This window comes from Frigoribacterium sp. CFBP 13712 (assembly GCF_014842255.1).
GTDB lineage: Bacteria > Actinomycetota > Actinomycetes > Actinomycetales > Microbacteriaceae > Frigoribacterium.
The window spans coordinates 85,930-97,754 of record NZ_JACYVH010000008.1; the positions used below are offsets into that span (position 1 = coordinate 85,930).

At 69.2% G+C, this 11,825-nt stretch carries 16 protein-coding genes; 5 read left to right on the forward strand and 11 right to left on the reverse strand.

Annotation, left to right across the window (positions count from 1 at the left end):
* Positions 1-2 precede the first annotated feature (2 nt).
* Positions 3-1,100, forward strand: coding sequence for a citrulline utilization hydrolase CtlX (ctlX, locus tag IFT51_RS13005; protein WP_197982047.1), 1,098 nt, complete (start codon positions 3-5; stop codon positions 1,098-1,100).
* On the opposite strand, the gene IFT51_RS13010 is transcribed toward ctlX, so the two are convergent.
* The 7 genes from IFT51_RS13010 to IFT51_RS13040 all read right to left on the reverse strand — a co-directional run bounded on the left by IFT51_RS13010 (position 1,078) and on the right by IFT51_RS13040 (position 6,724).
* Positions 1,078-2,469 carry a signal peptidase I gene (locus IFT51_RS13010; RefSeq protein ID WP_192061505.1) on the reverse strand — a complete coding sequence of 464 codons (1,392 nt, stop codon included), beginning with the start codon at positions 2,467-2,469 and terminating at the stop codon, positions 1,078-1,080. The genes ctlX and IFT51_RS13010 overlap by 23 nt on opposite strands.
* 39 nt (positions 2,470-2,508) lie before the next feature.
* Positions 2,509-3,108, reverse strand: a complete 600-nt coding sequence (locus IFT51_RS13015) for a hypothetical protein (RefSeq protein ID WP_192061506.1) — start codon at positions 3,106-3,108, stop codon at positions 2,509-2,511.
* Between the two features lie 370 nt (positions 3,109-3,478).
* Entirely contained in the window at positions 3,479-4,216 is a 738-nt protein-coding gene (locus tag IFT51_RS13020; protein WP_192061507.1) for a hypothetical protein, read from the reverse strand.
* A complete protein-coding gene (locus IFT51_RS13025; RefSeq protein ID WP_192061508.1) occupies positions 4,209-4,769 on the reverse strand; it encodes a sigma-70 family RNA polymerase sigma factor in 561 nt (186 codons plus the stop codon). Before IFT51_RS13025 ends, IFT51_RS13020 begins: the two co-directional genes overlap by 8 nt.
* An 86-nt stretch (positions 4,770-4,855) precedes the next feature.
* Positions 4,856-5,239 (reverse strand): hypothetical protein, encoded by a 384-nt coding sequence (locus tag IFT51_RS13030; protein WP_192061509.1) that lies wholly within the window; start codon positions 5,237-5,239, stop codon positions 4,856-4,858.
* A gap of 9 nt (positions 5,240-5,248) precedes the next feature.
* On the reverse strand, positions 5,249-6,409 hold the full coding sequence (locus IFT51_RS13035) for a hypothetical protein (protein WP_192061510.1): 1,161 nt from the start codon (positions 6,407-6,409) through the stop codon (positions 5,249-5,251).
* Positions 6,410-6,418: 9 nt separating this feature from the next.
* The gene (locus IFT51_RS13040; protein WP_192061511.1) at positions 6,419-6,724 is read right to left on the reverse strand and encodes a hypothetical protein; all 306 of its coding nucleotides are present in this window, start codon (positions 6,722-6,724) and stop codon (positions 6,419-6,421) included.
* A 261-nt stretch (positions 6,725-6,985) separates the two neighbouring features.
* On the opposite strand from IFT51_RS13040, the gene IFT51_RS13045 reads away from it, so the two are divergent.
* Both IFT51_RS13045 and IFT51_RS13050 read left to right on the forward strand, forming a co-directional pair.
* Positions 6,986-7,651 (forward strand): SDR family oxidoreductase, encoded by a 666-nt coding sequence (locus IFT51_RS13045; protein ID WP_192061512.1) that lies wholly within the window; start codon positions 6,986-6,988, stop codon positions 7,649-7,651.
* Positions 7,652-7,859: 208 nt separating this feature from the next.
* Positions 7,860-8,246, forward strand: coding sequence for a hypothetical protein (locus tag IFT51_RS13050; RefSeq protein ID WP_192061513.1), 387 nt, complete (start codon positions 7,860-7,862; stop codon positions 8,244-8,246).
* Positions 8,247-8,390: 144 nt separating this feature from the next.
* Here the strand turns inward: IFT51_RS13050 and IFT51_RS13055 are convergent, their stop codons facing one another.
* Positions 8,391-8,597 (reverse strand): hypothetical protein, encoded by a 207-nt coding sequence (locus IFT51_RS13055; RefSeq protein WP_192061514.1) that lies wholly within the window; start codon positions 8,595-8,597, stop codon positions 8,391-8,393.
* Between the two features lie 94 nt (positions 8,598-8,691).
* Here IFT51_RS13055 and IFT51_RS13060 point away from each other — a divergent pair, with 94 nt between their 5' ends.
* Complete coding sequence (locus IFT51_RS13060; RefSeq protein ID WP_192061515.1) at positions 8,692-8,913, forward strand: hypothetical protein; 222 nt, start codon at positions 8,692-8,694, stop codon at positions 8,911-8,913.
* 149 nt (positions 8,914-9,062) lie between these two features.
* Positions 9,063-9,539 carry a hypothetical protein gene (locus tag IFT51_RS13065; protein ID WP_192061516.1) on the forward strand — a complete coding sequence of 159 codons (477 nt, stop codon included), beginning with the start codon at positions 9,063-9,065 and terminating at the stop codon, positions 9,537-9,539.
* Positions 9,540-9,547: 8 nt separating this feature from the next.
* Here the strand turns inward: IFT51_RS13065 and IFT51_RS13070 are convergent, their stop codons facing one another.
* The 3 genes from IFT51_RS13070 to IFT51_RS13080 form a co-directional block, all read right to left on the reverse strand.
* Positions 9,548-9,838, reverse strand: a complete 291-nt coding sequence (locus tag IFT51_RS13070; RefSeq protein ID WP_192061517.1) for a hypothetical protein — start codon at positions 9,836-9,838, stop codon at positions 9,548-9,550.
* An 89-nt stretch (positions 9,839-9,927) separates the two neighbouring features.
* Positions 9,928-10,491 carry an SMI1/KNR4 family protein gene (locus IFT51_RS13075; protein ID WP_192061518.1) on the reverse strand — a complete coding sequence of 188 codons (564 nt, stop codon included), beginning with the start codon at positions 10,489-10,491 and terminating at the stop codon, positions 9,928-9,930.
* A 722-nt stretch (positions 10,492-11,213) separates the two neighbouring features.
* A complete protein-coding gene (locus tag IFT51_RS13080) occupies positions 11,214-11,411 on the reverse strand; it encodes a hypothetical protein (protein WP_192061519.1) in 198 nt (65 codons plus the stop codon).
* Positions 11,412-11,825 lie beyond the last annotated feature (414 nt).

Genomic DNA, 11,825 nt, shown 5'->3' on the forward strand with positions numbered 1-11,825 from the left:
ACGTGACGAGCGTCGTCGAGACCGGCGCGGGCGCGACCGGCGCCGGCGCGACCGGCGCGATCCCGAGGGGCGTCGCGAGCGCGACCGGCGTCTCCGACCCGGCCCGCGCCTCCTCGTCCCCGGTCGTCGCCGACCCCGAGGAGGCGCGGCTCGCCCGCCAGTCCCCCGCCGCCGTCGTGATGGTGCGTCCGCGTCACTTCACGCCCAACCCGCAGACGGCGCGGGACAACGCGTTCCAGACCGACCCCGCCGACGTCGACGCGTCGCGGGCCGAGATCGCCGCGCGAGCCCGGGCCGAGGTCGACTCGGTGGCGGCCGCCCTGCGCGCCGCGGGTGTGCGCGTACATCTCGTCGACGACGAGCGGGCCGACCGTCCCGACGCGGTGTTCCCGAACAACTGGTTCTCGACGCACTCCGACGGGCGTCTGCTGCTCTACCCGATGCACTCGCCGAACCGGCGGGCGGAGCGGCGCGGCGACGTGGTCGAGTTGCTGCGCGGCTCGTACGGGGTCGGGTCGGTGGTCGACCACTCGTCGCTCGAGTCGCTCGGGCTGCACGTCGAGGGCACCGGAGCGCTCGTCTTCGACCACGTCGAGCGGGTCGCCTACGTCGCCCTCTCGCATCGGGCCGACCGGGCCGCCGTCGATCTCGTCTGCCGCGGGCTCGACTACGACGTCGAGGCGTTCACCGCGACCGACGCCGACGGGGTGCCGATCTATCACACGAACGTGATGATGAGCGTGGCCTCGCGCCTGGCGCTGGTCGGCCTCGAGGCGATCGGGTCGTCGAGCGAGAGGAGGCGCGTGGCCGACCGTATCGCCGCCTCCGGACGCGAGGTGGTCGCCCTCACCCGCGCCCAGCTCGCCGAGTTCGCCGGCAACGCCCTCGAGCTGCGGGGCGCCGACGGGCCCGTGCTCGCGGTGTCGGCGCGCGGCTGGGCGGCTCTCACCCCGGCGCAGCGGGCGACGGTGGCGCGGCACGCCCGCCCGCTGCCGCTCGATGTGCCGACGATCGAGCTGGCCGGCGGCTCGGTGCGCTGCATGCTGGCCGGGGTGCACCTGCCGGCGCACGGCGCCGTCAGCGGCAGCGGAGCCCGTTGAGGAGCGACACGGTGACACCCGTCGTCGCGTCCGACGTCGAGGTCCAGAGGGTGCCCGTCGCCCCGAGCACGGCCTTGACCTTGACCGTGGAGGCGAGATTGAGGTTGAGGCCCGCGGTCGGGGTGAACGTGACCGACTTCGTCGAGTTCGGACCCGATGTCGCCGACGACGCGGCGGTGCTGCCGTAGGTCACCGTGCCGATGTTCAGCAGGCCGGGCCCCTGGAGCTCGAAGGAGTCCGCGTCGGCGCCCGCCGGGTAGGCGAACGTGATGGTGACCCCGTTGCTCCCCGCGTTGACGCACCCGAGGGTCGTCGTGTTCGGCACGGCCGCCGGCTGACCCACCATGCCCGCCGTCCACGACGACTTCGGGTTGACGGTCGTCGCGAGGAACGGAGCCGCGATCGCCGTCGCGGGCAGCACGAACCCGATGCCCGCGGTCGCGATGACGAGCGCGCTGAGACCCGAGCCCCAGAGCAGGCGTCGGCGCCGATGCGCCGCGCGACGCTCGACGAGCACGAGGCGGCGGGTGCCGACGCCTGCGCTGCCGGGGAGCCGAGGAGGTGCGGTGCGCGACCGCCTGTCGCGCACCTCCTGCACATGCGCGGCCGGTGCGACGACCCGCAGCATCCGACCGACGGCGACCCCGGCGCGGTGGATTCCGCCCCGACCGGAGCCGGCGGCACGGGCGCCGGCTCGACCCGCGCCTCCTGAACCCCCGCCTGCGGGGCCTCCGCCGTGTCGTCCGTGCGTGCGGCCGGCGACGGTCGACGGGTCGGGCTCGGGGCGACGGCGCAGCGGCCCGTCGAGCAGGGTGACGGCGATCAGCACCACGAAGGCGAGACCGGCGAGCACGAGGTGCGCGGCATCGCCGTCGTGCAGCCAGACGATCGGCATGCCGATGAGCGGCACCCGCAGCACGCCGATGCCGTGCACGTCGTCACGGGGCACCGACGACGAGTCGGCGGCGGCGTTGGCGTCGCCCTTCGTGATGAGCGTGCCGTCGGGGGCCGTCGAGTCGACCCGGTGCAGTCGCAGCGCCCCCTCGTGATCGGGGTCGTCGAAGAGCAGGACCTGCCCGGCGTCGAGCCGCGCGGAGTCGATGGGCCGCGAGATGACGACGTCTCCGACGGCGACCCGCGGCATCATCGACCCGGTCATCACCGTGGTGGGCTGCCAGCCGACGACAGCGGGGGCCGCCGCCCAGAAGGCGAGACCGAGCAGGGTCGCGATGATCCCGCGGGCGAGCGTCGCCGCGACGATCCGGGACCAGTCGGCGACCGTGGCCGCATCGACGCTCGACCCGCCCGACGACACCCGGGCCGAGGCCGCCCCGGATGCCGCTGCGACGTGAGCGTGCGACGTGAACACGACGACGACCTCTCGTTCGGAGCGCCCGGAGGCCGCGGATCAGCTGTTCTGGGCCTCCCACGTGAAGCCGAGGGCCGCCGTGCCGCCCTGCACCGTCGACGGCGCGTTGGCGGGCAGCGTGTAGGTGAAGCGGAAGACCTTGCTCTCGCTGGCGGTGCCGGTGGGCGACCAGGTCGGGATCCCGTTGCCGTAGCTCGAGTAGGTCGTGCCGAAGTTGGCGACGGTGCCGCTGTACAGCGAGCCGCCGGTGCCCTGCGCCACGAAGCCGGTGCAGTCGGCGAACGTGCCGCCGGTGCCCTGCTCGACCGTGAGGTTCAGGCTGCTCGCGAGCGCGTTCGTCGTGGAGGGGGTGGTGCCGTACAGCTTCACGGCCGAGGGCAGCGACCCGGTCGACGTGACGACGATGCACTTCGCCCCCGTCGAGCCGGGCTTCAGCGCCGTCGCGTTGAACATCGCCGTGTTCGCGTCGTCGTCGGACAGGGCGACGTTGCCCGCGGTCCAGTTGTTCGTCGGGTTCGACGTCGTGGCCGAGAACGCCGAGTACGACGCAGTCGACACGATGACGCCCGAGGCGACCAGGGCGAGCGGCACTCCGACGAAGGCGGCGATGCGGGCGGCGCGGGTTGCGGCGATGGACATGGTGGAGCTCCTGATCCGGAAGAAGACGGAGCGTCACGGTGGACGGTAGGAGGCACGGTGCGAGTGGTTGGGTCGCGGCGCTCGATCGCTCGGGTTCGGTGAGGACCCGATGACGCTCCGTTGGTACAAAAATGAAGATAGTTCAGTCTTGGGGGGGCGCGCAAGAGGTGCGGCCGACCCCCGTTCGCGGGACGTGTGCGCGGGGCGGCGCGGGGCAGGGCGGCGGTCACCCATAGCGCCAGGAAGTGGACACGACGCCAGGTTTAAACCTGGCGTCGTGTCCACAAAATGGCGCGGTGAGTCGCGGGCGGGCCGCGGTGAGTGGCGCGCGGGGACTGGGCGCGGGGCGCCGGGCGCAGCGAGTCGGGCGCTAGGCGTCGACGGCGGGGACCTCGGCGACCGCGATGTCGGCGCCGTCGGCCCCGCGGATCTCGACGGCGGCGACGTCCTCGCGCAGCACGCCCGCGTTCAGGCTGCAGTCGATCTCGACGTCGGTGCCGAGGAACGTGCCCGACTCGTACTCGCGCCCGTCGTCGCCGACGACGACCACGGTGAAGGGGTCTCCGGCGGGGAGCCCGGTGACCGTCAGCAGCGTCTCGGTGCCCCAGGTGTGGGCCACGACGTCGCCGTCGACCTCGACCCCCGAGGGCGCGCCCGCGAAGGCGACCGGCTCGACGGCGCCGAGCGTGCCGGGCGGACCGTCGACGTGACCGTCGCGGGGGGTCGCGACGAGGGCGCCCGCACCGGCTCCGATCGCGAGGCAGGCCGCGGCGCCGAGCGCGGTGAGGAGGGTGCGCCGGCTCGGGCGTCGGGTGCTGCGAGCGGGCAGTGGGGTGACGGGGGCGTCCGCACCCGCGATGCCCGCGACGCGTCGCCGCAGCTCGGCGCTGGGTTCGATGTCGACCCAGCCCGCGCCTCCTGCCCGTCCGTCCGGCTCGGGGAGGTCGGCGAGACGCGCCGTGAGCGCAGCCAGCTCGGCGAGCTCGGCGTCGACGCCGGGGTCCTCTGCTCGGAGCGCGGCGAACTCGGCCGCCTCGGCGGGTGAGAGGTCGTCGGCGAGCGCCGCCGCGATCAGCTCGTCGCGGCGCGAGGGCGTCGGGTCAGTCATCGGTCGTGTCGCCTTCGTCGAGGTGGGTGCGGAGGGCGCGCAGGGCGTAGTGCACGCGGGTGCGGAGCGTCGCGACGGGCACGCCGGTGCTCTCGCTGACGTCGCGGTAGGTGCGACCGCGCAGATGCACGGCGACCACGGCGGCGCGGTGCTCGTCGCTCAGCCGGGCGAGCCCCTCGACGAGGCCGAGGCGATCGAGGGGGTCGGGGTCGTTCGTCGACGCGTCGGGGGCGTCGTCGGGCGTGACGAGGTGCGGTGTGCGCTGCCGGGCGCGCAGCACGTCGATGATGAGGCGCCGTTCGATGGCGAAGAGCCAGGTGCGGGCGGAGGCGCGGGTCGGGTCGAACCGGTCGCGCGCCCGCCATGCGCGCAGGAACGTCTCCTGCACGCAGTCCTCCGCCTGACCGCGGTCGCCCAGGGCGTTGACGGCGAAGCCGAGCAGCGCCGACCCGTGCTCGGCGAAGGCCTCGTCGACGTCGAAGCTCGACGGTGGTGCGGTCATCGGGCTCCGCTCGGCGGTCGGGTGGCGGTGCGGCGTCAGGAGGGCCGTCATCGACGTTCCTCTCAGACTAGGGCGGCGGGGTCTCGAGGGGATACGTCGGGAGGTGCGGTTCCGTTCATCGCCGACCCGCGCCTCCTTCAGGGGGCCGAATCGAAGAAGACGGAGTCGACGAACAGCGCGACGAGGAAGACCGGCAGAGAGAAGGCGGCCATCGTTCCGGCGATGATCCCCCGGCGGCGCCCTCGTCCTCCTCGGGCGCCCGCGGCCGACGCCAGGACGATGGTCGCGATGATCCCGGGGGCGAGGTACATCGCAGACCACTCCCCGACCCGGTTGAGCAGGGGGTCCGTCGGCGTCAGGGAGCCCACCGTCGAGATGGGGAAGAACGCGGGGACGATGATGACCGACGCGAACAGGACTCCGACCGCCGCCGCGATGCCGAGGGCGCCGAGCACGCGCGGCCGCCGACCGTCTCCGGGATGGGCGTCGGCATCGGCGTCGGCATCGATCGGCGAGGTCATGCGAGCAGGCTAGCGGTCGCCGTGTCTCTGACTCGTCGCGGCTCCTCGGGCGTCGCGGACCCAGCGTCCGTCGTCGTCGAGCACCCAGGTGATCGCGGGCGCGTCGCTCGCGGCGACGTCGGTGAGCCAGTAGGTCTCGTCGGGGCTCCAGCCGGCCAGGACGGAGGCGGTGCTCTCGTCGACCGGGACGCTGCGGCCGGCGGTGAGCAGGTACCCGGCGACGGAGACGTGCACGGCATCGGCGATCTCGGCGACGGACGCCCAGTCGGGCGAGACCCATGCCCCGGCCCGACCGGTCGCGCGGTACCAGTCGTGCCGGTGCGACGCGGTGACCTCGAGCGGGTGCTCGCGGCAGAGGCGGGCCCAGTCGTCGGGGCCGTCGACCTCGATCACCCGGGCATCGGGCGGGACGTCGAGCTGCCGCACGCGGGCGCGGGTGTCGCCGAAGCCGTCTTCGACGAGTCGCAGGCCGAGCGGGGCGCCGTCGGGCCCCGCCTGGGTCGTGACCGGGCCGATCCAGTTCGGGGTCGACCACCAGTCGGCGCTGAACGAGGCGGACGGGTCGAGGGGCCGCTCACGCAGCGCCCTGACCTCGCCGGCGACACGGGCGTCGCGCCACTGCTGCAGGGCCGCGCGGACGCCGACGACGCTCCACGACGGGGGCTCGCCGGTGCGGAACTCGGGCCGGTCGAACTCGACGAGGTGCTGGTCGGGGGCGGTGCGGTCGCTCCACCACGCCGTGGCGGGCGACGACACGACGTGCTCGGCGACCCGCCGGAGCGCCCGGGTGACGAGCGGCTCGGCCATCAGCAGGTCGTCGCCGTCGGGCTCCTGCCAGTAGGCGGCGGCGTCGACGGTGCTGGCGAGGGCGGTCGTCAGTGTGTCGTCGTCGAGGTGCGGCAGCGGGACCCGATCGAGGGCGTCGGCGAGCTCGGCGGGGGTCGGGTCGGGCAGCGGGGCGTCGGCGCCCGGGCCGTCGGCGGTGCTGCTCCGCAGGAGGGTGACCGCGACCCCGTTCGCCTTCGCCGACCGGTACGAGGCGAAGAAGACGAGCTGGCCGAAGTGCTCACGCGCCTCGCTGGCCGGGTCGCCGTGCCGCATGAGCTCGAGGCAGAGCCGCCGCCCGCGCGGGCCGGCGAGCAGGGCGTCGGCGTCGATCGGGGCCGTCATGCGCTCAGCCTAGGAGGCGTCGGCCGACGGCTCGCGACCGGCCCGCGAGGCGCGGATCTCGCGACCCGACGCGCGGGCGTCTCGCCCGATCACGAGCCAGGCGACGATCGCCACAGGGGCGACCAGTGCCCAGAGCACGATCCAGAGGGCCTTGGCGGAACCGCTGAGCGCCGACCTGACGACGCTGACGAGCATCCAGACGGCGGCGAGCGCGCCGATCGCGATGATCGCCGTCCAGCCCAGGTCGTACGCCGCAGGCCACATCGCACCGGACCCTCCGGCGCTCGCGAGCAGTCGGTCGATCGGCGCATCCATGCCCGGCAGGCTAGCGGTGCCGCCGGTCGGTCCGACAGCCCCCAGGGGCCTCGGCGGCGCGGGCAGCCGGCGGAGCATCCCGCCGAGCGCCCGAGGACGTACCCGAAACGGTGCCGAGGTGCTTCCGGGACAACTGAGTTTCGGTTCAGTGTTTCGGCACGGCGCGTCGGCCCGCGTCGCCCTGGTGGCGCCCGCGGTCCGGAAACGATCAGTTTCGAGCGATTGCGGGAACCTACAAACGAGCCCCGCTAGCCTCGATCCATGCCCCTCGCACTTGTGACCGGAGCTGCGCGCGCCAATAGCATCGCCGCCGGTGTCATTCCCCGCCTTGTGGAGGACGGCTGGGACGTCGTGACCAGCGACCTCGATAGTGGCGATTACCCGTGCGACCTGTCGGACGCTTCGGTCCCGACCGACCTCATCGAACGGATCACGCGCGAACGTGGTCCGCTGACAGCTCTGGTTCTAAGTCACGCCCACGATGTCGAATCCGGCATCCTCGACACCACCGCCGAGAGCTTCGACAAACACCTAGCTATTAATGCCCGCGCGACGCTCCTTCTCATCGCCGCGTTCGCTCGCGAGGTCGATCCAGGAGGCGGAGCGATTGTCGCGTTCACAAGCGATCACACGACCGGAAATCTCCCCTACGGTGCGTCGAAGGGCGCGCTCGACCGAATCGTCATTTCCGCCGCGCGTGAACTCGGGCCACGACTCATATCCGCAAACGTCGTCAATCCAGGGCCTATAGACACAGGGTGGATGGACGACGAGACACGATCAACACTGACCGGGTATCACCCGCTCGGTCGAGCCGGAACACCGAAGGACATTGCCGGAGTCACGGCATTTCTCCTGTCCGAGGAGGGCCGCTGGATCAGTGGCCAGCTGCTCCACACCGACGGCGGATTCTCCGCACGGTTCTGAGCGACGTCCCGAAACTCCGGGGCGAAACCGGCAGGGCCGAAACCAGGTTTCGATACGGGCCACGTTTGCGGACCGCTCGCCACGTGCTTGCTCGCGTTGTACCGGAACCGATCGTTTCTGGTGGTTCGCTCCCTGCTGAAAAACGAGACGCTGTCTGGGCCAGCTGCTAGCTTGATCCTGACTTAGAGGGGGCGCGATGAGTTTGTGCGTGGACGACGAGTGGCAAGGCTGGGACGGCGAGACCATCGTGCATCTCAGCGATGGATCGTATTGGGAGCAGTCGGAATATCTGTACGAGTACCGTTACTCGTATCGCCCTGCGGTCGAGGTGACGAACGGGCTGATGTTGGTCGAAGGGATGACGCGCGCTGTGCGAGTGAAGCGCATCTCTGTCGTCGAGTCAACGATTGATGGCGCCTGGAGTGGCTGGGATGGCAAGACGGAGCTGCAGCTGACCAATGGGAGCAAGTGGCGTCAAGCGGAATACCACTACGAGTACCGCTACGCGCACCGCCCGTCAGTCATCATGTTTGACGGGAAAATGCTCGTGCAAGGGACATCCAAGCCGATACGCGTTAGCCGCATCTCGCGTTGAACAATGGCATCCGTCGTCACCCCAAGAAGTGCTGTGGTGCCGTGATGCAAAACCCATCATTTCCGATAGCCGATCCTCTACGGGCACTCGGCGCAAGAACCCAACTTCTCACGAAGTCGATCTTCACCAGTTTGCGCTGGTGAGTCAGCGACGACGGAGGCAGTAGACGGCACCAGCGACCGCGGCGACAGCGAGAACGAAGAAGAGGCCAACAGCTACCCCGGCAGGTAGACCCCAGCGGAACTCAACTCCCAGATCTGGGACGGTGACTAGCGTGAAAATTCCAAACGCGGCTAAGACTGCGGCGAGAAGCAGGAAGAAGAAGACCCCGCCGGTGTAGTTCCGTTCCACGAGTCGATCTAACCAGGGCACGGAGCTCCTGCCCTAACCAGCCATCGGCTATCGGGCACGGCGAGGCGACGGCCCATGAAGTTACTGTGCAGTCATGACCGCGAAGACTCTCGGCAGCCTGCTCGCCTTTGGTGGCGCATTCGTCCTGATCGGTGGCGTCGTACTCCTAGCCACGTCTCACGAGATCGACGATCTGTCGGCCTCTTCGATCGCGGCCACATGGTGCATCGTCGTCGCCGGCGCCGCAAACATCGTGTCCGGCTTGATCTTGCGCCGGCAGGTCTGGCGCAAAGGTAAACCCGATGCCGACCGCTGACCGATCCCCTATCGGACACGAGTCACCCGAAGAAGGGGGCTCGCTTCCCATGATGCACACCCCTGGGAGCTGCACGCGCTGAAGCCCCCGATTCTTGGAGTACTCGTCCCCGTAGGCAGGCCCTAACCTGATGCGAAGGAGGAGCCGTAATGAGCATTACCTTGGAGCGTCCGGTACGCGCACAGCGGTCGGACGGACGTGTTTTGGTCCTCACGGGAGCCCTGATCGGCGCCGGCGGCGCGCTGATCTTGCCCGTCCTGTGGGTGGTCGTATGGGGCGCCTTTGGCGGACTCGACGGCGGCGGGATCACCGAATGGATCTTGATCTGCCTTATCTATGCCGTTCCTGCTGCCGTGGCCTTTGCCCTCATCGGGGCTGTCGCTGGATTCATTTGCGCGTCGCTGTGGCGGCAGCGCCTGCGTTGGGGCAGGTCGAGAAGCCAGGCGCTAGCTGCATCGGCCGCGGCGGCAGTTGTCGGGATCTCAGCAGGGATAGCTGTGGGTCTCCTCACTCAAGCCGTTTTCTCCGGAGCGTTCATCGGTCTGATTGCTGCTCTAAGTGCTGGCATCACGGCGGTCTTGAGCTTGCGACGATTGGCGCGACGAGAAGCACCGGCAGTTCGGTAACCGATCCCCTACTGTGACGCTCGGCCGTGGCGCCGCCTGCTCTCAGCTTCACGCTCGAGAAGCTCGTCCCGCTCTGCGGCCTCCGCCCTGTTGAGCCGGCTGTCTCGGATTCCGGCGTAGATGAAACCGACGAGCAGGACAACGAACACCGCTAGCCACAACATCCAAGAGGCAAACGTAGGTTCGTCGAAGATGGCGCGGTAGAGGAAGATCCCCTGGACGCCCGTGGCCACTGCGGCGAGACCGGCGGTTCGCGTGCCCCGAGCTGTCTTGCCGGGCAGGGGGTCGTATCTGTTCATGGAACTTTTCTACAGCGCCCGGGCGAGCGGAGAGTCTTACGACCCAGCAACCGATCCCCTATCGGGACGCCTTCGGGTCGTGTTCGGCCCTACGGAACGTATTCTTCAAATGCCAAGAGGGACCAGGGCTCCAGCCCGCTCGTGTCCAGGTCGCCTTCCGGAAGCACCCGGGTCGTGCCGAACTCGCGAGCTGCATAGTCCAGCAAGTTCATGCCGAAGACGATGACGTCCGTCTGGTGAACGGAGAATACCGGGGCCCCTGGACCGAACGGCGCAGCCGGCAAATAGCGGTGGGCGTACAGAGGTACGAGCTGCGGCCAAGTGCCGACCTGTCGCTTAACGACCTCGGAGCGCGCCGCGAAGGAGTCGGGGCGCTCGCCCCACGACGCAGGCCAGAAGTCGTTCTTCTCGACGTCGAACAGGACACCTGTGAAAGGCTCTCGAATCGCCTTGCGGACACGCTCGTCCCCTCTGGCCCGCCAGTCGTACCAGCCATCACCCACGGGAAGCGCGAGGGTCAGGAGCTCGCGGTGGTCGGGGGCGAAACGGACGCCGTATCGGCGTTCAGCACGACGCAACTCAGCCTCGGAAAGCCCCGCCTCGAGGGCGACACGTCGTTCTCGAAGGAGCTCGACGACCTCGGCGGCAGACACGTCGCCAGCATAGACGCGACCTGTTCGACAGCCGATCGGCTACCGGGACACCGCTGCGGGCCGCCGTGCAACGGTCAGTACGCGGGAAGATGCAGGATGACTACTTCCGAGTGGCTCCGACTCGCTTACTTTCCATGTCTGCTCGTCGTGTTCGGCATACTCGGTCACATTGGCCTGAAGTACAGCCAGGGAAAAGAGCTGCCACGACACAAGCAGCTTCGCTTGCTAGCGGTCGGAGCACTAGCCCTCGCCGTCGGAGTCGTTCTCTTCGCCACGAGCTGGCTCGTATAGCTTCCGTCGTGGCCGGTCGAGGATCCCCTATTGGGCACAGCGCATCGGTGCTGTGGTTCTATTAGCCACGGTGCCTTTATGCAAGAAAGGGGCCTTGACGACAACCGGAGGACTGATGAACGCTCTGCCCTTCGTGCTTCTTGCCCTTGGCTTCGCCGGCTTTTTGAGTGGCGTGATCTACGAGCTTGTACACCACCGCCGAGACGGCGGACCGATGTACCAAGGACGCAGGCACATCGTCTTTCCTTGGATTATCGTCTCCTGGCTCGTCTTCGGAGCCGGCTGTTTGCTACTGGACGTGGCACGAAACTAAGACATCCTCCCCTCTGCTAAACGGGACGACACAGGAGTCTCCAGAGCGATGGGTGGCCGTTTCGGTAGCCGATCCCCTATCGGGCCCACGGCGGCCCCGTGCTCGCTTGGTGGAGCGATCAAGACTGGGCGAACCAAGCGACCATGCAAACCAGCCCCACAACAGCGATAGAGACCGTGAGCCCGGCGAAGCGGCGGCGACGCTCTTTCGACATCGCCTTGCCGCCACTGAAACGAGCGGCGGTGACTACATTCATCCCAACGGCGACGATGACGCACGCAACCCCGATGGCAAGGAGAAGGTCTGCGGGTGTCATGGCACTCATCTTGCTCTCTCATCCCGCCTGACCTCGCGCGCCCGTCCTCGTTTTACCTGCTTCTAGCTCACCTCATCGGGCATAGTCCGGAAGGTGATCGTCTAGCGGCCACGATCTAGACGTGGGACCCTTCAGTCAAGTACATAGCGTCACGAACGAGAGAGGAGCGACCATGACCAAGAACCTTCTGTTTGGTGGCGTGAAGTTGCTGACGATCGGCATCGTGGCCGGGCTAACCAGCTTGGGCGTTCTCAACGGGAACAAGCCTCACCCAGGGCCATTCACGGATCCCAATAGGCGCGACCACTACCGACCGTAGGTCGAAGCAAAGGGTCCACGGGCTCTGCACGGTGAAGGATCGGCTATCGAGGCACCCGACCCGCTGCGATGCGCGATAGCGGAACGGTTCGGCTC

Coding starts and splice junctions, on each gene's coding strand:
- IFT51_RS13015 (WP_192061506.1), bottom strand. CDS start 3,108: ATGTCCATCGCCGCAACCCGCGCCGCCCGCATCGCCGCCTTCGTCGGA.
- IFT51_RS13060 (WP_192061515.1), top strand. CDS start 8,692: ATGACCGCGAAGACTCTCGGCAGCCTGCTCGCCTTTGGTGGCGCATTC.
- IFT51_RS13045 (WP_192061512.1), top strand. CDS start 6,986: ATGCCCCTCGCACTTGTGACCGGAGCTGCGCGCGCCAATAGCATCGCC.
- IFT51_RS13030 (WP_192061509.1), bottom strand. CDS start 5,239: ATGACCTCGCCGATCGATGCCGACGCCGATGCCGACGCCCATCCCGGA.
- IFT51_RS13020 (WP_192061507.1), bottom strand. CDS start 4,216: ATGACTGACCCGACGCCCTCGCGCCGCGACGAGCTGATCGCGGCGGCG.
- IFT51_RS13080 (WP_192061519.1), bottom strand. CDS start 11,411: ATGACACCCGCAGACCTTCTCCTTGCCATCGGGGTTGCGTGCGTCATC.
- IFT51_RS13070 (WP_192061517.1), bottom strand. CDS start 9,838: ATGAACAGATACGACCCCCTGCCCGGCAAGACAGCTCGGGGCACGCGA.
- IFT51_RS13065 (WP_192061516.1), top strand. CDS start 9,063: ATGAGCATTACCTTGGAGCGTCCGGTACGCGCACAGCGGTCGGACGGA.
- IFT51_RS13040 (WP_192061511.1), bottom strand. CDS start 6,724: ATGGATGCGCCGATCGACCGACTGCTCGCGAGCGCCGGAGGGTCCGGT.
- IFT51_RS13025 (WP_192061508.1), bottom strand. CDS start 4,769: ATGACGGCCCTCCTGACGCCGCACCGCCACCCGACCGCCGAGCGGAGC.
- IFT51_RS13035 (WP_192061510.1), bottom strand. CDS start 6,409: ATGACGGCCCCGATCGACGCCGACGCCCTGCTCGCCGGCCCGCGCGGG.